This window comes from Nonomuraea dietziae (assembly GCF_014195505.1).
Taxonomy (GTDB): domain Bacteria; phylum Actinomycetota; class Actinomycetes; order Streptosporangiales; family Streptosporangiaceae; genus Nonomuraea; species Nonomuraea roseola.
The window spans coordinates 3,185,693-3,204,644 of record NZ_JACIBV010000001.1; the positions used below are offsets into that span (position 1 = coordinate 3,185,693).

General features: G+C 70.7%; 16 protein-coding genes. 10 read left to right on the forward strand and 6 right to left on the reverse strand.

All coding sequences use genetic code 11. The features are described 5' to 3' along the window. Positions 1-3 precede the first annotated feature (3 nt). From FHR33_RS15195 to FHR33_RS15220, 6 genes are all read left to right on the forward strand, one after another. A complete protein-coding gene (locus tag FHR33_RS15195) occupies positions 4-3,252 on the forward strand; it encodes a TIM-barrel domain-containing protein (protein WP_183647565.1) in 3,249 nt (1,082 codons plus the stop codon). Further along, positions 3,249-6,077 (forward strand): TIM-barrel domain-containing protein, encoded by a 2,829-nt coding sequence (locus tag FHR33_RS15200; RefSeq protein WP_183647568.1) that lies wholly within the window; start codon positions 3,249-3,251, stop codon positions 6,075-6,077. The genes FHR33_RS15195 and FHR33_RS15200 overlap by 4 nt, the downstream gene beginning before the upstream one ends. 110 nt (positions 6,078-6,187) lie before the next feature. Then, positions 6,188-7,672: a serine/threonine-protein kinase gene (locus tag FHR33_RS15205; protein WP_183647571.1), complete on the forward strand. Its 1,485-nt coding sequence runs from the start codon at positions 6,188-6,190 to the stop codon at positions 7,670-7,672. 74 nt (positions 7,673-7,746) lie between these two features. Continuing rightward, complete coding sequence (locus FHR33_RS15210) at positions 7,747-8,694, forward strand: hypothetical protein (RefSeq protein ID WP_183647573.1); 948 nt, start codon at positions 7,747-7,749, stop codon at positions 8,692-8,694. Positions 8,695-8,735: 41 nt separating this feature from the next. Next, positions 8,736-9,560 carry a GNAT family N-acetyltransferase gene (locus tag FHR33_RS15215; RefSeq protein WP_183647575.1) on the forward strand — a complete coding sequence of 275 codons (825 nt, stop codon included), beginning with the start codon at positions 8,736-8,738 and terminating at the stop codon, positions 9,558-9,560. 4 nt (positions 9,561-9,564) lie between these two features. Further along, complete coding sequence (locus FHR33_RS15220) at positions 9,565-9,771, forward strand: FmdB family zinc ribbon protein (protein ID WP_183647577.1); 207 nt, start codon at positions 9,565-9,567, stop codon at positions 9,769-9,771. Positions 9,772-9,794: 23 nt separating this feature from the next. Here FHR33_RS15220 and FHR33_RS15225 read toward each other — a convergent pair whose 3' ends face one another. The 3 genes from FHR33_RS15225 to FHR33_RS15235 form a co-directional block, all read right to left on the reverse strand. Then, a complete protein-coding gene (locus FHR33_RS15225; protein WP_183647579.1) occupies positions 9,795-10,889 on the reverse strand; it encodes a serine hydrolase in 1,095 nt (364 codons plus the stop codon). 178 nt (positions 10,890-11,067) lie between these two features. Continuing rightward, positions 11,068-11,553: a helix-turn-helix transcriptional regulator gene (locus FHR33_RS15230; protein ID WP_183647581.1), complete on the reverse strand. Its 486-nt coding sequence runs from the start codon at positions 11,551-11,553 to the stop codon at positions 11,068-11,070. Positions 11,554-11,601: 48 nt separating this feature from the next. Then, entirely contained in the window at positions 11,602-12,054 is a 453-nt protein-coding gene (locus FHR33_RS15235) for a MarR family winged helix-turn-helix transcriptional regulator (protein ID WP_183647584.1), read from the reverse strand. A 41-nt stretch (positions 12,055-12,095) separates the two neighbouring features. Here FHR33_RS15235 and FHR33_RS15240 point away from each other — a divergent pair, with 41 nt between their 5' ends. Continuing rightward, positions 12,096-13,274, forward strand: a complete 1,179-nt coding sequence (locus FHR33_RS15240) for a multidrug effflux MFS transporter (RefSeq protein WP_221241111.1) — start codon at positions 12,096-12,098, stop codon at positions 13,272-13,274. A 67-nt stretch (positions 13,275-13,341) separates the two neighbouring features. Here the strand turns inward: FHR33_RS15240 and ilvD are convergent, their stop codons facing one another. Together ilvD and FHR33_RS15250 are read right to left on the reverse strand one after the other, a co-directional pair. Then, positions 13,342-15,180 carry a dihydroxy-acid dehydratase gene (ilvD, locus tag FHR33_RS15245; protein ID WP_183647591.1) on the reverse strand — a complete coding sequence of 613 codons (1,839 nt, stop codon included), beginning with the start codon at positions 15,178-15,180 and terminating at the stop codon, positions 13,342-13,344. Between the two features lie 89 nt (positions 15,181-15,269). Then, positions 15,270-16,097, reverse strand: coding sequence for a nuclease-related domain-containing protein (locus tag FHR33_RS15250; RefSeq protein ID WP_183647594.1), 828 nt, complete (start codon positions 16,095-16,097; stop codon positions 15,270-15,272). Positions 16,098-16,240: 143 nt separating this feature from the next. Here FHR33_RS15250 and FHR33_RS15255 point away from each other — a divergent pair, with 143 nt between their 5' ends. Genes FHR33_RS15255 through FHR33_RS15265 form a run of 3 tightly spaced genes read left to right on the forward strand, consistent with a single transcriptional unit; the run spans position 16,241 to position 18,339 of the window. After that, positions 16,241-17,641 (forward strand): amidase, encoded by a 1,401-nt coding sequence (locus FHR33_RS15255; RefSeq protein ID WP_183647597.1) that lies wholly within the window; start codon positions 16,241-16,243, stop codon positions 17,639-17,641. 42 nt (positions 17,642-17,683) lie between these two features. After that, positions 17,684-17,974, forward strand: a complete 291-nt coding sequence (locus FHR33_RS15260) for a hypothetical protein (RefSeq protein WP_183647599.1) — start codon at positions 17,684-17,686, stop codon at positions 17,972-17,974. A 5-nt stretch (positions 17,975-17,979) separates the two neighbouring features. Then, positions 17,980-18,339 (forward strand): DUF5130 family protein, encoded by a 360-nt coding sequence (locus FHR33_RS15265; RefSeq protein WP_183647601.1) that lies wholly within the window; start codon positions 17,980-17,982, stop codon positions 18,337-18,339. Here the strand turns inward: FHR33_RS15265 and FHR33_RS15270 are convergent. Next, positions 18,336-18,845, reverse strand: a complete 510-nt coding sequence (locus tag FHR33_RS15270) for an HNH endonuclease (RefSeq protein ID WP_183647602.1) — start codon at positions 18,843-18,845, stop codon at positions 18,336-18,338. The two genes, FHR33_RS15265 and FHR33_RS15270, sit on opposite strands and share 4 nt — an antisense overlap. Between the last annotated feature and the right edge of the window lie 107 nt (positions 18,846-18,952).

An 18,952-nucleotide genomic window follows, 5' to 3' on the forward strand; every position in this document is an offset into this window, starting at 1 on the left:
TCTGTGACCCGGTTACGGTCGGGCGTCATCGTCTCGGTGATCGTCCTGCTGGCCTCGCTCATCGCCGCCCCCGCGTACGCGCTGGACGGCGTCCACCACCATCCGACCGGCATCGACGACCTCTACTCGACCGAGCCGACCGAACGCTCCCCCCGCGACCCCATGGCCGGGGAGAACGTCCAGATCAACGCCACGACCTGGCCGATCGAGCCGGGGCAGACCGTCTGGGTCACGTGGACGAAGAACGGGGTGAACCAGACCCCCGTCGGCGCCGCATGGGACCACAACAGCGGCAACAACAGCTACTGGCGGATCGGCCTGGGCCCCTTCGCCAGGGGCGACAAGATCACCTACACCGTCAACGCGGACGTGAACGGGGGCGGGCAGAAGAGCACGGGCCCGTTCTCGTTCACGGTCACCTCGTGGAGCACGGTCACGAACGTGACGTCCTTCACCAACAACGGCACGTCGGTGGACGTCACGACGGGGGACAGCGCCGGCTCCTTCACGCCGAAGATCCGCTTCGCCTTCCCCGTGCTCGACCGCTTCAGGACCCAGATCGCCCCCAACGGCCAGGGGCTGAACATCTCCGGCGTCTCCGGCTACACGGTGACGGACTCGGCGAGCACGCTGACGATCTCCACCAGCTCGCTCGTACTGAAGATCCAGAAGTCGCCGTACCGGCTGTCGGTCTACAAGGGCGACGGCACGACGCTGATCACCAGGCAGGACGCCTCCAACAACATCCGCTGGGCCAGCGACGGCTCCACCACGGTCACCAGGATCGAGGACAACTACCTGTCACCGGCGGGCGAGCGGTTCGAGGGGTACGGCGAGCGCTACGACCGGCTCGACCAGCGCGGCACCCAGGTGCACAACTACGTCTACAACCAGTACCGCGACCAGGGCGCGACCCGCCGTACCTACCTGTCGGTGCCGTTCTTCACCAACTCGGCCGGCTACGGCATCTACCTGCCGAGCACCCGCTACGCCCTGTTCACCCCCGGCGACAGGGCGGGGTTCGCCGTCGACACGGGCGGCGCGCTGAACTCCACGCTCGACTACCACTTCTTCGCCGGCACCCCCGCGAAGATCGTCAACGACTACACCGCCGTCACGGGCAGGCCGCAGCTGCCGCCCAAGTGGGCCTTCGGGGTGTGGATGTCGGCCAACGAGTGGAACACCCAGGCGGAGGTCAGCGCCGAGCTGGCCAACGCCACCACGCACAAGATCCCGCACACGGCGATGGTGCTGGAGCAGTGGAGCGACGAGGCGACCTTCTACGTCTGGCACGGCGCCACCTACACTCCCACCCCCGGCAGCGGGAAGCTCGCGTACTCGAACCTCACCTTCCCCGCGGGCACGGCATGGCAGAACCCCAAGGCCATGGTCACCGACGCCCACAACAAGGGGATCAAGATGATCCTCTGGCAGATCCCGGTGCTGAAGGAGAACTTCGACTCCAACCCGCCGACCGCGCCCCAGCAGCACCTCAACGACAAGGCCTACGCCGAGGCGCAGGGCTACGTCGCCAAGAACGCCGTCAACGGGCCCTACCGCATCCCGACGGGCCAGTGGTTCGGCGACAGCATGGTCCCCGACTTCACCAGCACGGCGGCCACCAACTGGTGGATGAGCAAGCGCGACTACCTCATGGACGAGGTCGGCATCGACGGCTTCAAGACCGACGGCAGCGAGGCGATCTTCGGCAGGAGCGTGCAGTTCGCCGACGGCCGCAAGGGCGACGAGATGCACAACGCCTACCCCAACAGCTACACCAAGGCCTACAACACCTACGTCAAGGGCAAGAACGCGCAGAACACGATCTTCAGCAGGGCGGGCACGTCCGGCGCCCAGACGACCTCCATCTTCTGGGCGGGCGACCAGAACTCCAGCTTCTCCGCCTTCCAGGAGGCGGTGCGGGCGCAGCTGTCGGCGGGCCAGTCGGGCGTGCCGTTCACGGCGTGGGACATGGCCGGCTTCACCGGCGACTTCCCCAGCGCCGAGCTGTACCTGCGCTCGGCCGCGCAGGCGACGTTCTCGCCGATCATGCAGTATCACTCGGAGAAGGCCAGCCCCTCCACCTCCGAGGCGCGCACGCCGTGGAACGTGCAGGCACGCACCGGCAACACCTCGGTGCTCCCCGCCTTCAGGAAGTTCGCCAACGTCAGGATGAACCTGATCCCCTACCTCTACACCGAGGCGAAGGCGAGCTCGACGACGGGCGTGCCGATGATGAGGGCGATGAGCTTCGCCTTCCCCGGTGACGCGACGGCGGCCGCGCTCGACCAGCAGTACCTGTTCGGCTCGCAGCTGCTGGTGGCGCCGATCACCGCCCAGGGCGCCACGTCCAAGAACGTCTACCTGCCCGCGGGCGAGTGGTACGACCTGTGGAACGGCGGGCGCTTCACCGGGCCCGGCACGAAGACCTACAACGCGGGGCTCGACACGATCCCCGTCTACGCCAAGCCCGGTGCGATCATCCCGCTCAACCTCAACGCCGACTACCAGCTCGGCGGCGAGATCGGCAACAGCGTCACGGCCTACACCAACCTCGCCTTCAGGATCTATCCGGCGGGCAACAGCTCCTACGCCTACTTCGAGGACTCCGCGGGCGCCAGCCGTACCGTGAGCTCGGCGGAGAACTGGGGCGCGCACCAGGTGACGGTGACCGTGCCCGCCCTGACCACGACGGCGACGCTGCAGGTGGCCTCCACCAAGCCCGCCTCGGTGACAGGGGCCACGGCGCGGGCCACGCTCGCCGACCTGAAGGCCGCCGCCGAGGGCTGGTGGTGGGACCCCGTACAACAGCTCACCCACGTGAAGCTGGCGAGCGCGGCGGCCGGCAGGACCGTCACGCTCAACGGCGTGGACAAGGCCGCCTACGAGGCCGAGTTCGCGGCAGGCACCGGAACCTCGACCAACACCGACCACCCCGGCTACACCGGCACCGGCTTCGTCGACGGCTTCTCCGCCGCGGGCGACGCCGTGACGTTCCAGGTCAAGGCGGACGCGGCGGGCAGCCACCAGCTGAAGTTCCGCTACGCCAACGGCGTGGCCACCGCCGCCTCGGCCACGATCCAGGTGGACGGCGTCACCGCGGGCACCCTGCCGATGCCCTCGACGTCGAACTGGGACACCTGGGGCAGCGCCTCCCTCACCACGTCGCTGACGGCGGGGGCGCACACCATCAAGATCATCTACGGCAGCGGCGGCGTCAACCTCGACAACCTGGTGGTGGCACGGCCATGAGACGTGCGTTCGTGATGCTCATCGCGCTGGTCGTCCCCCTGCTGGTCGCGCTGCCCGCGCAGGCCGCCGTGCAGCGGGTGCAGTTCACCAGCGGCTCGACCTACCTCATCGCGGAGTTCCTCGACGACGACCTGGTCCACTTCGAACTGGCCCACGGCACCAGCCCTGGCACAGGCGCGGCGCTGTTCACCACGCCGCAGGTGGCCAAGAAGGACTACACGGGCCCGACCAGCTTCAACCAGTCGGGCAACACGCTGACCACGGCCTCGATGAAGGTCGAGGTCACGGCCGGCACGCTGTGCGTGAAGGTCTCCGACCCCACGCGGCTGCTGTACGAGGCCTGCCCCCGCAACCTCTCGCAGGCGTGGAAGGGCCTGACGATCACCAAGGGCTCGATCCAGAACGCCTACGGTCTCGGCGAGCAGTTCTTCATGGGCGGCAGCGCCGACGGCGACTGGGTGGGCCGCAGCCGTACCCCCGGAGGCCAGTACGGCAACGCCATGGCCTACGACACCGACAACGGCCCTGTCGGCAACGCGCAGATCCCGATCCTGTTCGCCGTCGGGGCCGCCAACCTCAACTACGGTTTCTTCCTCGACCAGGTCTACAAGCAGGAGTGGAACCTCACGGGCGACCCGTGGACCGTCGACACCTGGGGCGACCAGGTCCGCTGGTACACGATGACCGGCGCCGACCTGCCCGACCTGCGCAAGGACTACATGGAGCTGACCGGCAGGCCGCCGGTGCCGCCGAAGAAGGCGTTCGGGATGTGGGTGTCGGAGTTCGGCTACGACAACTGGGCCGAGATCGACAACCGGCTGTCGGGGCTGCGCACCGCGAAGTTCCCCGTCGACGGCTTCGTGCTCGACCTGCCGTGGTTCGGCGGGGTGACGGCGGGCTCGGACAACACCCGCATGGGGTCGCTGTCGTGGGACACCGCCGCCTTCCCCAACCCCTCGACGAAGATCGCCTCCCTCTCCTCCGACGAGGGGGTGGGGCTGATGACGATCGAGGAGTCCTACATCGGCAAGAACCGGCCCGAACACGCCGACATGGCCTCCCGCGGCTATCTCAACAGGACCGGCTGCTCGACGTGCGCGCCCGTCTACCTGACCACCAACGACTGGTGGGGCCGCGGCGGCATGATCGACTGGACGCAGGACGCCGCCGCCGACCACTGGCACGCCACCAAGCGCAAGCCGCTGTCCGACCAGGGCGTCATGGGCCACTGGCTCGACCTGGGCGAGCCCGAGATGTACGACGCCGGCGACTGGACCGCGGGCGTGCTGCCCGGCAAGCACGCCCACGCCGACTACCACAACGTCTACAACCTCAAGTGGGCCGAGAGCATCGCCCGCGGCTACGCCTCCGGCACCAAGCGCCCGTTCATGCTGGCCCGCTCGGGCGCGGGCGGCATCCAGCGGCACGGCGTGGCGATGTGGTCGGCCGACATCGGCTCCAAGCTGACGGCGCTGGCCCAGCAGCAGAACGTCCAGATGCACATGTCGATGTCCGGCATCGACTATTTCGGCTCCGACATCGGCGGCTTCAGGCGCGAGATGCTCAACTCCGACCTGGACGAGCTCTACACGCAGTGGTTCGCCGACGGCGCCTGGTTCGAGGTGCCGATCAGGCCGCACACCGAGAACCTGTGCAACTGCGCGCAGACCTCGCCGGACAAGATCGGCCACACCGCCAGCAACCTGGCCAACCTGCGGCAGCGCTACGAGCTGACGCCGTACTACTACTCGCTGGCGCACAGGGCGCACCGGTTCGGCGAGCCCGTGGTGCCGCCGCTGGCCTACCACTACCAGAACGACCTGAACGTGCGCGAGATGGGCCATCAGAAGCTCGTCGGCAAGGATCTACTGGTGGGCGTGGTGGCAGGTGCGGGCGAGCGCAAGCGGAACATGTACCTGCCCGCGGGCACCTGGTTCGACTACGCCACCAACGAGAAGCTCACCAGCGCGGGACAGTGGTTCAACGACAGGCCGCTGTGGGTGAACGGCTCCTACCGGCTGCCCGCCTTCGCCAGGGCCGGAGCGATCATCCCCAAGATGTTCGTGGACGACAAGACCATGAACGTCCTGGGCAAGCGGACCGACGCGACCACCAGGAACGAGCTGGTGGCCAGGGTCTACGCCGCCCCCGCCGCCTCCAGCTTCACCCTCTACGAGGACGACGGCGCCTCCACCGGGTACCAGGGCGGCGCCGTCCGCACCACCCTGCTCAGCCAGCAGCTCAGCGGGTCCACGGCCACGGTCACCGTCGCGGCCTCCAGCGGCACCTACACCGGCGCGCCCACCGGCCGCGCCAACGTGGTCGAGCTGGTGGCGGAGACGCAGGCCTCCGCCGTGACGCTGAACGGCTCCCCGCTCACCCAGCACGCGACCAAGGCGGCCTTCGACGCGGCGGCCAGCGGCTGGTACAACGCGGGCGGCAACCTGATCGTGGCCAAGTCGGCCTCCCTCGGGGTGGGCACGGCCAAGACGTTCGCCTTCACGCTCGGGCAGGCGCCGGTGTCGGTGACCTTCTCGTGCGCGAACGGGACGACCACCGCGGGTCAGTCCGTCTACGCCGTGGGCAGCGTGCCCCAGCTGGGCGGCTGGTCGGTGGCCAGCGCGGTGAAGCTGTCGCCGACCGCCTACCCGACCTGGACGGGGACGGTCGGCAAGCTCCCGCCGAACACCACGGTCGAGTGGAAGTGCGTCAAGCGGAAGGAGGCGAACTTCCCCGACACGGCCGACGCGTGGCAGCCGGGATCCAACAGCACGCTCACCACGCCGGCTTCCGGCAACGGCGGCACCACCACCGGATCCTTCTGAGTGATTCGCCCCTCCCGCCCGGATATGTCCAGGTGGGAGGGGCTCCTCCGGGACTTACCCGCTCCTCCGTTTACCCGGCCCGCCGAGAGCTGCGGTGTTAGCCTCGACAGGTGCTCGGCTCGGGGACCACGCTCAATAATCGCTACCGCCTCACCACCAGACTGGGTGGTGGCGGCATGGGCGAGGTCTGGCGCGCCGACGACGCCGTGCTCGGTCGCGCCGTCGCGGTGAAGGTCCTGCTTCCCGCGCTCATGGAGGATCCGCGCTTCGCCCAGCGCTTCCAGAACGAGGCCAGGGCGATGGCCACCCTCGCCCACCCCGGCGTGGTCGACGTCTACGATTGCGGCACCTGCGAGCTGGGCGACGGGCGCAGGGTCAGCTTCCTGGTGATGGAGTTCATCGACGGCGAGTCTCTCGACCGGCTGCTGCGCCGCTCGGCGCTGACGCCCGAGGAGACGATGCGCCTGGTCGCCGAGGTCGCCGACGCGCTGGCCGCCGCCCACGAGCAGGGCATCGTGCACCGCGACGTCAAGCCGGCCAACCTCATGATCAGGCCCGACGGCAGCGTCACGCTCACCGACTTCGGCATCGCCCACTCCGCCTCGGGCGGGCAGCTCACCGCCACGGGCACCGTGCTGTGCTCGGCCGGATACTGCGCGCCCGAGCAGGCCTCCGCCGGCACGATCACGCCCGCCGTCGACGTCTACGCGCTCGGCGTGGTGGCCTACCAGTGCCTGACGGGCGAGCTGCCCTTCGACGGCGAGACGCCCGTCCAGATCATCTTCAAGCACCTCAGGGCCCCGGTGCCGCCGCTGCCCGACGACGTGCCCGCGGGCCCTCGCGTGCTGGTGGGCAGGGCGCTGGAGAAGGACCCCGAGCGGCGCTGGCCCTCGGCCTCCGACATGGCCGCCGCCGCCAGGCACGCCGCGGCCCATCCCGGCGCGAGCATCTGGTCGTCGGCCGCGCCGTCCGCCGCCGAACCCGGCCACTCCCCCCTCACCCAGCGGCCCGCCGCCGATGCTCCGGGGACCGAGCTGCCCCTGGAGCCGGGAGCCGGTCAGGAACAGGGCTCCGCCCCCGTGACCGCGGGGCCGTCCACGAGGCCCGCGGCCCCCGAGCGGGGCGGGCGCAGGCGAGCGCTCGTCATGGCCGCGGCGACCGCGGCCGCTCTCGTCGCGACGGTCGCCGCCGTGGGGTGGACATGGTTCAGGGAGCCCGAGCCCCTCCAGGGCGTACGGCGCGACCAGTCCGTGCCCCTGCCCGTCGGGGGACGCACGATCGAGGTGCGGCTGCCCGTCAAGCAGGGCCAGACCAGACCGCCGACCTCGACGATCAAGGACGGCAAGGTCGTGCCCAGCGCCCCCGTCCCTTCCGTGGGCCGCCCGACCACCACTCCCAAGCCGAGCGCGCCGGTCACGCCGCCCGCCTCGCCGCCGCAGGAGCCGACCAAGGAGCCTACGCCCGAGCCCTCCGTCGAGCCGAGCACCCAGCCCAGCCCGCAGGAGCCGACGGCCGAGCCGACGAGCGACCCGCCGACCCCCGACCCGCAGACCGGCCCAGGAGACGTCCAGTGCGTCAAGGCTCCCTGTCCGTGACGCGGCCGCTCCCCGCGGAGGTGGGAGCGGGGGACGAATCCGTGACCACGGGCAGGTCATGAGAGAGTGCTCGCGTGGAAACGACTCGTGATCTGCTCATCGCGCTGGCTCGCCGCTACGCGTTCGCCGATCTCGGTGCGCTGGCCCCTACCAAGGAGATCGCCGAGGTCTGCGAGTTCGGACAGCGGCTGCTGTCGCTGGACGCCGAGGACTTCGCGGTGGGGGCGCCTGCCGTACCCAGCGATCTCAGGCGCAGGGCGCGCGACTGCCACATGCCGCAGACGCCGCGCGAGCAACCGCGCGGCGCCCTCGAGTCCCTGCGGCCCGCCTACGCCCTCCTGCTGGAGGTCATCGCGATCAGGTGGTTCCGCCGCGAGCTCAGCCCGATGATCGCCGCGGTGCACATCGCGAGCGAATACCTCCCGCTGCTGGCCTTCGAGCCGCACCTGGGGCACGCGGGCGACCCCGCCCGCTGGCCGGCGGGGCTGAGCGCGCCGGGCAGCAGGTTCGGCGTGATCGGCGACAGGGAGTGTGACCACACCAAGTCCGAGCAGTCGGCCACCAACCGCACCCTCCGCGTCGCCTCCGAGCCCCCCGAGGGATGGCGCGCCTACTTCGACAGGCAGCACAGCCAGGTCGCGGGCGCCATGGCGGTGTGCGTGGCGACCTGCCGCAACCCCTGCACGGCGATGGACTGGATCGCTGCCGGGGAGCGCGAAGACCTGCACGTGCGGGCGCGCACCGCGCTGGCCTTCGCCGAGACGCCTCTGGTGAAGCTGCGCCACGCCGCCCCCGTGGGCCACGGCTTCGGCGTGCCCTCCCCGGAGGAGGTGCTCGACGCGTGGCAGCGCAGCAGGCTGGCGCTGGACAAGAACGACGTCGGCGCCAAGGCCATGGTCGACGACGGCTTCCCGATCCCGGGGCTGGCCTCGCTGGTCTCGGCCGTCGCGGGCGTGCGGGTCGAGCCTTCCACGCTGCTGCACGATGTGAGCGCGCACGTCGCGCGCCTGCTGGCCGAATAGGAGGGGCGCCTCGAGCGGGCGATCTGGCATCATCTCCGACCATGTGGACCTTCTCCTCGGACGTCGCGGAGTACGCCAAGCACGCCGAGGCTTTCCTGCGCCGTGAGCCCGTCGCCAACACCGTCGCCCTGACGCTCCTGGCGGGACTGCGCTCCGGCATGCCGGTGGCCGAGGGTTCCTTCTTCGGCTGGTGGAGCGAGGAGGGCGAGGTCTGCGGCGCGGTCTTCCGCACCCCTCCCCGCCCGCTCTACCTCGCGGGGATGCCGCCGTCCTCGCTCGTCCCGCTGGCCGGGGCGCTGCGCGAGCGCGGCCTCGACGTGCCGGAGATCTCGGGACCGGTCGAGCTCGGTGACGCCTTCGTCGCCGCGTGGGGCTCGACCTCCTCCAGGCGCAGACCGGAACGCCTCTACCGGCTCGGCACGCTGGTCATGCCCGAGGTGCCTGGCGCGGGACGCCGCGCGGACATGGGCGACTTCCCGCTGGTCATGAACTGGTTCCAGGCCTTCACCGACGAGGTGAGCCTGATCGACGGCGCCGACCTGGCCGAGCTGACCCGGCGGCGCATCGCCCACGGCGACGTCCATCTGTGGGTGGACGGCGACGCGCCGGTCTCCCTTGCGGGCGTCTCCCCCGAGGCGGCGGGGATGTGCAGGGTCGGCCCCGTCTACACGCCGCCGTCGTGCCGGCGCCGCGGCTACGGCGCGGCCGTCACCGCTTACGCCAGCCGGATGGCGCTGGCCGAGCGCTGCCAGGAGGTGGTGCTGTTCACCGACCTGAACAACCCCACCAGCAACGCCGTCTACCAGTCGATCGGCTACGAACCGGTGTCCGACTACGCCCACATCGCGCTCGACCCCGTACCCTAGGGCCATGCCGCGCTACGACTTCCGCTGCCGCGCCTGCGGATCCACCTTCGAGGTCACCCGTCCGATGGCGGCCTCCGGCGACCCCGCCGCCTGCCCCGAGGGTCACGACGACACGGTCAGGCTCCTGTCGACCGTGGCCGTGACCAGCAACGCCGGAGCTCCTGCGGGTGGTGGCGGCGGCGGGTGCTGTGGCGGCGGCTGCTGCGCCTGAAGACGCCTGAGCCGTTCAGCGCGTTAGCGATCCGCTCGGCTGCCGGGCGACGCCGGCCGGTTCGTCTCGACGGGCCAGGCCTGACATCCGGCCGCCGGGCAGAGGTCACGCTCCGCCAGACGGACGCCGACGGTCGGAGGGCCGGGCGGACGTTCCGACAGCGGCCGTGGTGAGGTCAGGGGCGTTCTGACGCCGGTGAAGGCGCGCACGGCCGTCCTGGCCACGCGCTCGACCAGCGAGACGCCCGCGCTCATGTCCTGGCTGCGCTCCGACAGCACCGCGATGAGCAGTTCGTGTCCCGGCAGTGCGAGGCGTCCCACGCTGTTGATCGTCCACAGCCCGCCGTGCGCCCGCGCGGGCAGCCAGCCGTTCTTCAGCGCGACGCGCCCGCCCGAGGCCGCCGCGCTGACACCCCACGCCTGCGTCCTGTCGACCGACGACATCAGCGAGAGCGCGTAGCGCCGGTTGCGAGGCGAGACGGGGCCCGCGGGATCGGTCAGCTTCTCGAGGACCTTCACCTGATCGGACGGACTGCTCCTGGTCAGGCCCCAGGACGAACCAGGCCCCGGCCTGGTGTGCGCGATGCCCAGCCGCCGAAGGGTGTCGCTGAGACCCTGGTTCCCTCCGATGGCGGTGTAGAGCCTGTGCGCGCTGTCGTTGTCGCTCTGCCTGATCATCTGTCCGGCGAGCCGGCGTTCGCCGTCCGTCAGGGGGCGCTCCTCGCGCTGGGCGAGCAGCAGCAGGGCCAGCAGGATGTCCACCTTCGCCACGCTGGCCAGCATGAACGGCGTGCTCTCGCGAAAGGCGTAGCGCACCGAGGCGGTCCTGTCGTAGACGGCCACGGAGAAGCGTCCAGGATGCCTGTCGAGGTGGGCGGCAAGCGAGCGGTTCAGGCCCCGCTGTACCGAGGGGGGCAGCCGTCCCTCCTCTTCGGTGGCCGCGTGGGCACCGGTCTCGATCATGCGGGCGAGATGGAACCTCACCTGATCGCGGCCCGCCCCCTCAGGAACCTCCATCGGCGCGACGGCGTGGCTGGGAGGTGGCGCGCCGGCCGCCTGACCGCAGGCGCAGGTGACGATCGCCAGCACGGCGACGAGCGAGATCCCCCGAAGACGCATGAAGCGGAGCCTGCCACCCGCGCGGCAACACCAACGCCTGACGGAGGTCAAGCGTCCCTCAGTATTGGACGCGAGGCCCAGGGCCCGGGATCCTCGATTTCGGAGCACCGCGGGATCTTCAGGATCGCCGCGCCCCCTACCTGGCGGTCACGCGGCGATCCTCTGCGCGGCTACGGGATCAGGCGGCCCTCCTGCGCTGGAAGGGCAGGAAGCGGTCGGCCAGGTGGGGACGGGCGGGAGTCAGCGTCGGCTCCACCGCGATGACGCGGTCGAACCTGAACGCCCTGATGCCTCGCCGCATCCTGCACACGCCGACGAGGTACCAGAACTCCCTGTGGACCAGGCAGGTCACCGGGTCGACGTCGCGGATCGTGACGTTGCCCGAGGCGTCGCGATAGTGGATGCGGACCACGAGCCTGCTGGTGATGGCGTCGGCGATGACCCTGGCCCTGGAGGCCACCTCCACGGGCAGCGGGTCGGTGAGGGTCGCGAGCGTGGTGGTGATGACGTCGTCGTCGAGCTCCAGATGCTCGAAGGCGTGGCGCAGGCCGCGCCGGGCGGTGACGGCCTGCGGCCCCGCGCCCAGGTGCGCGAGGGAGAGTGCGAGGGCGGCGATCTCGGCGGTCGTCAGGGGTCGCGTGGAGGACTTCACGACTGTCGTCATACCCATAGAGTACGGGTCGGCACCGACATTTTTCGAAACTCTGTGCGCCTATCGGCGTGATTTCAGCGCCTCGGCCAGCGCGACCATCGCAGGTATCGCCGCGGTGAACGACTCGCGCTGCGAAGGACTGAGGTCCGCCAGGGCCACGGCGAAGATCTCGGCCCACGCCTCCTCGATCAGCGCCATGCCGTGCAGCGCGTGGACGGTCGGCTTCAGCCGTACGGACCTGCGGTCGGCGGGATCGGGCTCGCGCGTGACCAGGTCGCGGCCGACCAGCGAGCGCACGGTCGCGCTGACGTTGCTCGCCTGCATGCCGAGCGCCCTGGCCAGCGCCGTGAGACCCACACCCGGCTCCTGGACGACGTAGCGCAGCACCTCCAGCTCCGAGGGGGGCAGCGCGTAGAGCCCCGCCTCGGCGACGCCGCTGAAGCGCAGCGCCCTGGCCAGGTCATAGAGGGGAGAGGTGAGCGCGCGCGCCTGAGCGAGAAGGTCTTCTGCCACCCGGCTATCCTACAGACACTTATATGTATATAACTATAACCATGTTGCTGCTCGTCCTCGCTCTTCTCTCCCTGGTCGGTCCGCTGGCCACGGACATGTACCTGCCCGCCTTTCCCCGCATGACCGAGGAGTTCGGCGCGGGCGCCCCCGCGCTCCAGCTGACGCTCACCTCGATGGTGGCGGGCCTGGCCGTCGGCCAGCTGGTCCTCGGGCCCCTCTCCGACCGGTACGGCAGGCGTCTCCCCCTTCTGGCGGGCGCGGCCCTCGCCTGCGCCACCTCCGCTCTGTGCGCGCTCGCCCCCTCGCTCCCCGCGCTGACCGGGCTCCGTTTCCTGCAGGGCCTCAGCGTCGCGGCGGGCGTGGTCATCAGCCGCGCCGTCGTCTCCGATCTGGCCGACGGCGCGGCGGCGGCGCGGATGTTCGGCATCCTCATGGCGCTGACCGGCATCGGCCCCATCGTCGCCCCTCCCGCGGGCGCGCTGATCAGCGAGCTGTACGGCTGGCGCGGCGTGTACGTCGCGCTTGCCGTGCTCGCCGCCGTCTCCTTCCTCGGCGTGCTGCTCGCCGTACCCGAGAGCCTGCCGAGGCGGCGCAGGCAGGCGGGAGGGGTGGTGGGCAGCCTGCGCTCGGCCCGGCGGATGCTCTCCGACAGGAACTACCTCGGCTACACGCTGGCCTTCACCTTCGCCTTCGGCGCGCTGTTCTGCTACATCTCCGCCTCGCAGTTCGTGCTGCAGAACGTGCTGGGGTTGGGTGTGAGCGAGGCGTCCCTGGTGTTCGGCGGCGGCGCTGTGATCGTCACGCTGTCGGCGTCGGCCAACGCTGTCCTGGTCGCCAGGGTGAGCGCGGAGCGGCTGCTGGCGGCGGGCCTGACCGGGCTGGTGGTGTCCACGGCCGCGCAGGCCGGGATCACGGTGGCGGGAGGGCTGAGCCTGCCCGTCGCGCTGACCGCCGTCGTGTGCTTCTCCGTCAGCCTGGGGCTGGTGTTCGCCAACGCCACCGCGTTGGCCGTCGGGCGCGTGCCGTACGCGGCGGGCGCGGGTTCGGCGGTGCTCGGCACCCTGCAGCACGCGCTGGCCGCAGTCGTCGCGCCGCTGGTCGGGCTGGGCGGCGACCAGGACGCGGTGGCGATGGCCGTGGGGATGGCGCTGATGTCCGCCCTGGCGCTGGCCGCGCTCGGCCTCGCCAGGAGCCGCGGACACGACCTCGTCCCCGCCTGACGGAGCCCGGTACGGCGACGGCCCGCGTCCCCGGCGAACCGGGAGGCGCGGGCCGTACGGACGGAACTCAGCGGGCGAGCTGGGACAGGTCCCTGGAGGCGCCCGTGGAGGCCGAGGTGGTCATCGCGGCGTAGGCCTGCAGGGCGACGCTCACCTGACGCTGGCGATCGCGGGGGCGGTAGCCGCCGAGGTCGGCCAGCAGCCTCTCGCGCCGCACCGCCAGCTCCTCCTCGGGCACCCGCAGCTCGAGCAGGCGGTTGGGGATGTCGATCTCGATGAGGTCGCCGTCCTCCACCAGCGCGATGGCCCCGCCCTCGGCCGCCTCAGGCGAGGCGTGGCCGATGGACAGACCCGAGGTGCCGCCGGAGAAGCGGCCGTCGGTGACCAGCGCGCAGGCCTTGCCCAGGCCCTTGCCCTTGAGGAAGGAGGTCGGGTAGAGCATCTCCTGCATGCCGGGGCCGCCCTTGGGGCCCTCGTAGCGGATGACGACGACGTCGCCCTCCTTGACCTTGCCGGCCAGGATGCCGTCGACGGCCTCCTCCTGCGACTCGAAGACCACCGCGGGCCCGGAGAACTTCCAGATCGACTCGTCGACGCCCGCGGTCTTCACCACCGCGCCGTCGCGGGAGATGTTGCCGTAGAGGACGGCGAGCCCGCCGTCCTTGCTGTAGGCGTGCTCACGGTCGCGGATGCAGCCCTCGGCGCGGTCGACGTCGAGGTCGTCCCAGCGGTTGTCCTGGGAGTAGGGCTTGATCGTGCGGACGTTGCCTGGCGCGGCATGCCAGAGCTCCACGGCCTCGGGCAGCACGGTCGGCGAGGCGGGGTCCCATGCGGCGATGACCTCGCCGAGGGTGCCGCCGTTGACCGTGGGGACGTCGCGGTGCAGCAGCCCCGCCCTGTCGAGCTGGCCCAGGATGCCGGGGATGCCGCCGGCGCGGTGGACGTCCTCGATGTGGTACTTGTTCGTCGCGGGAGCGACCTTGCACAGGCACGGCACCCGCAGCGAGACCTCGTTGATCTCCTTGAGGCCGAAGTCGACCCCGGCCTCGCGGGCGGCGGCCAGGATGTGCAGGATCGTGTTGGTGGATCCGCCCATCGCCACGTCGAGGGCCATCGCGTTCTCGAAGGAGTCCTTGGAGGCGATCGAGCGCGGCAGCACCGACTCGTCGTCGCCCTCGTAGTAGCGCTTGGCGATGTCGACCACGCGGCGGCCCGCGTCCTCGAACAGCTTCTTGCGCGCCTTGTGCGTGGCCAGGATCGTGCCGTTGCCCGGCAGCGCCAGGCCGATCGCCTCGGCCAGGCAGTTCATGGAGTTGGCGGTGAACATGCCCGAGCAGGACCCGCAGGTCGGGCAGGCGTTCTCCTCCATCTCGAGGAGTTCCTCGTCAGTGACGGAGGCGTCGGCCGCGGCGACCATCGGATCGACGAGGTCGAGCTTGCGGCCGGGCGTCTTGCCTGCCTCCATGGGGCCGCCCGAGACGAAGACGGTCGGGATGTTCAGCCTGAAGGCGGCCAGGAGCATGCCGGGGGTGATCTTGTCGCAGTTGGAGACGCAGATCAGGGCGTCGGCGCAGTGCGCGTTCACCATGTACTCGACCGCGTCGGCGATCAGCTCGCGGCTGGGCAGGGAGTAGAGCATGCCGCCGTGGCCCATCGCGATGCCGTCGTCGACGGCGATCGTGTTGAACTCGCGCGGGATCGCCCCGGCCTCCCTGATGGCGCCTGCGACCAGGTCGCCGACCTCGCGCAGGTGCACGTGGCCCGGCACGAACTGGGTGAAGCTGTTGGCCACGGCGATGATGGGCTTGCCGAAGTCGCTCCCGGCTACACCGGTCGCCCGGAGCAGGGCCCGGGCGCCGACCATGTTCCTGCCGTGCGTGACCGTACGAGACCTGAGGGCGGGCATTGGTGCGTCTCCCATCGCTAGCGAGTCTTCACATGGTACGACCCCTCGCTCGCTGACTGAGACGCGCGTCCATGGATCGGACGCTCAGGTCACCCCTCGCCGTAGCGCGGGGGCAGCACCTGGCTGGCGATCTCGTAGATCCTGTCGATCTCGGCCTCGGTGAGCGCCCGCTCACGCTTGGTGATCCACTTCCTGGCCCTGGCGCCCTCGTAGACGTCCACCTCGCGGATCGTCATGATCTTCCAGGGGACCGGCGGGCCGTAGATCGCCAACGACGCCACGACCGTGATCTCGCGGCCGTAGGCCTTGCTGATCAGCTCGCTCGCCTGGGTCGCCTCCCAGCGCGCCTCCGTCAGCCGCGGCTTCATGTCGAAGGGTCCATGGAAGAGCTTCTTGCCCATCTGCACCCGCACCGGCAGGCGCTTGTCCCACTTCTCCGAGTCGACCGCGTAGACGCCCGTGGGGCCGATCACCAGGTGGTCGATCTGCGCCTCGCTACCGGGGATCGCCCTGGCGTGGAGCGTGCGGTAGCCGCTGCGTTCGAGCCTCTTCAACTGCGCCTCGGTCTTGCGCTCGGCCACGGACGAGCGCCGCCACGCGGGCACGCTCGAGTTGGACTTGGCGCGGTAGACCGTGTCGGCGATCGCGGCCACGACCGCGGCGCTGATGCCCACGCGCGGGTCGCCGACGAGGAAACCCACGACGACGCCGGCCGCGACGGCGATGAGCGCGCGCGTGCGCAGATGGCGATAGCGGGGCTGTTGGAGCAGGCTGCGCAGGGAAGCGCGTTCGACGGGAGCGTACGTTGACGTGGGTGCCGAGTGTTTGGCGCCGGTGCCCTCTTCCTTGGCGGGCCTGTCACTCACCCAGATCGGTGACGTGTTGTTACCGTCTTCTCGCTGCTTAGCGGAGTCCACGCTACAAAAGGTAGCCGAGCCCCACCCCGGTTCCTACTGTTGACCCGTCCATAGTTTTATGGCCCAGGTCACCGCGTAGGGGGCCCGGTTTCCGGGTATCTAGTTCTTTTCTTCTCTAGACAACTCGGCCTACTCTGCGGTTCGTGGCGCACATCCATGATCTCACCGCACTTGAGCAGGCGGAAGCCGTCAGGCGCCGGGAAATCTCACCCCTTGAGATCACCCGGCACTACCTCGACCGCATCGAACGGATCGATCCACAGGTCGGCGCGTTCGTCACCGTGACCGCCGAGCGGGCGCTCGCGCAGGCGCGCGACCTCACCGAGCCCAGCGGCCCCCTGTACGGCGTGCCGATCCCGGTCAAGGATCTCAACCTGGTCAAGGACGTGCCCATCAGCTTCGGCTCGGCCACCTACGCCGGCTTCGTCTCGCCCGTCGACGACACGGTCGTGGAGCGGCTGCGCGACGCCGGCACGGTCATGCTCGGCAAGACGGCCACGCCCGAGTTCGGCCTGCCGTGCTACACCGAGACCTCGGTGTCGCCGCCGAGCCGTACGCCGTGGGACCTCTCCCGCTCGGCGGGCGGGTCGAGCGGGGGCGCGGCGGCCGCGGTGGCGGCGGGGCTCGCGCCCGCCGCCCAGGGCAGCGACGGCGCGGGCTCCATCAGGATCCCCTCGTCTGTCTGCGGCCTGTTCGGCATCAAGCCGACCAGGGGGCGCATCAGCTTCGCCCCGATCATCCCCGACCTGGCCGGGCTGTCGACCAACGGACCGATCGCCAGGACCGTCGCCGACGCCGCGGCGCTGCTCGACGTGATGAGCCACCACAACCCCGGCGACCTCTACCTCGCGCCCGCGCACGAGGGGACGTTCCTCGAGTGCGCCGCGAGGCAGCCAGGCCGTCTGCGCATCGCGCGCTACGCCGAACCGGTCGTGCCGGGCGCCACGGTCCACCCCGACGTGCTGACCGCCTACGAGGAGGCGTCCAAGACACTGGAGCTGCTGGGTCACGAGGTCGTCGACATCGACCCTCCCTTCGGCCCCGACCTGGTGCCGCAGTTCGTGACCCTGTGGTTCGCCTTCGCCTGCGTGCACCCCGTGGCCCTCGACAGGCAGGAACTGCTGCGGCCGCTCACCGCCTGGCTGCGCGAGCGCGGCTTCGCCACCTCCGCCCCCGACTTCCTGCAGGCGCAGTCGTCGTTGCAGATGGCCACGCGGCTGGCGCTGTCGGTGACGGACGCCTACGACGCCGTGCTGACCCCGACACTCACGCAGCCGCCACGGCCCGTCGGCTGGTTCGAGGAGGGCGGCGACCCCGAGCAGACCTTCGAGCGGATGAAGCGGTTCGCCGCCTTCCCCGCGATCTACAACGTGAGCGGGCAGCCCGCCGTCAACCTGCCGTTGCACTGGAACGCCGAGGGCCTGCCGATCGGCGTCATGCTGGCGGGGCGCGTCGGCGAAGAGGGCACGCTCATCTCGCTGTCGGCACAGGTCGAGGCGGCCAGAGGCGGCTTCTGGGGCGACAGGAGGCCACCGGTCTGGTGATGGGGTCTGGCCGGGGCGTCCGCGCGGGATTACGGTCGTGGTGTGGACAGCGCGCTGGAAATCCTCGGCTTCCTCATCGGCACATCGACGGGGCTGTTCCTGCTGATCAGCCTCATGGTCCTGCTGCCAGGCGCGAGCAAGGACACGCAGGAGCCCTCCGACGTCGTGTGGCTGGGCGGTCCACGCCACAGCGAGCACGGCGTCAGCACCGCCGACCTGGTCCTGGCCAACAGGAGGGCGCACTGGGCGCCGGTCCCCGAGGCCGACTGGCCGCGCATGGCCGAGACGGCCGAGCCAGGCGGGCAACTCGGCGGCGCCTCGGCGGGGTGGTGAGGGCGATGCGCGGGCTCACCGCCGCCCAGGCCGACGACCTCCGCACGGCGCTGACCTCGGCCGAGCGGCGCACCGGCCTTCGCTTCGCCGCCTTCCTCGGCCCGCCCGTGGGCGCCCGCAGGCACTTCGCCGAACGGCTGCACGCCGCCATGGGCGAGGAGTCGCCCGACGCCGTGGTCGTCTTCGTCGACGTGGAGGGCCGCGCGCTGGAGATCGTCACAGGGGAGAACGCCAGGCTTCGCCTGCCGGACGGCTCGTGCAGGCTGACGGCCATGTCGATGGCCACCGTCTTCAGCGCGGGAGACCTGGTCGGCGGCCTGCTCTACGGGATCAACGCTCTCGCGGAGCAGGCCGCGCGCCGTTAGGCCGCCGTCTCCGACAGGTAGGGCGCCCACTGGGGGTCACCGACGAGCTGGGCGCCGATCAGCCGCCAGTGCGCTCCCCTCGGCACCGCGGGGGCGACGCGGAGCGTCCACCCCAGCTCCTCCAGGAACTTGTCCGCCTTCCTGTGGTTGCAGGGCATGCAGGAGGCCACGCAGTTCTCCCACGTGTGCGTGCCGCCCCGCGAACGGGGCACGACGTGGTCGATCGTCTCGGCCCGCTGCCCGCAGTAGGCGCAACGGAAGTCGTCGCGACGCATCAGCGCGGCGCGCGTCAGGGGGATGCGAGACCGGTAGGGAATACGGACATATCTTCGAAGCCTGATCACCGAAGGCACATCGACCGTGCAGGTCGCGGAGCGGAGCACCGCTCCCCTGCCGTCGCGGTGGACGACGTCGGCCTTCTCCCTGAGCACGAGCACGACGGCCCTGTGCAGCGAGAGCGTGGTCAGCGGCTCGTAGGTGGCGTTGAGCAGGAGTACTTGGCGCATCAGGGGGCCACCCCCCGACGCACGGGTATCAGAGGGGCCATGGCCCCTGTTGGCGGTCCCTCCTGGGACCCGGTTGCTTCCGTCACGTGGACCTCCGCCGGACGGTC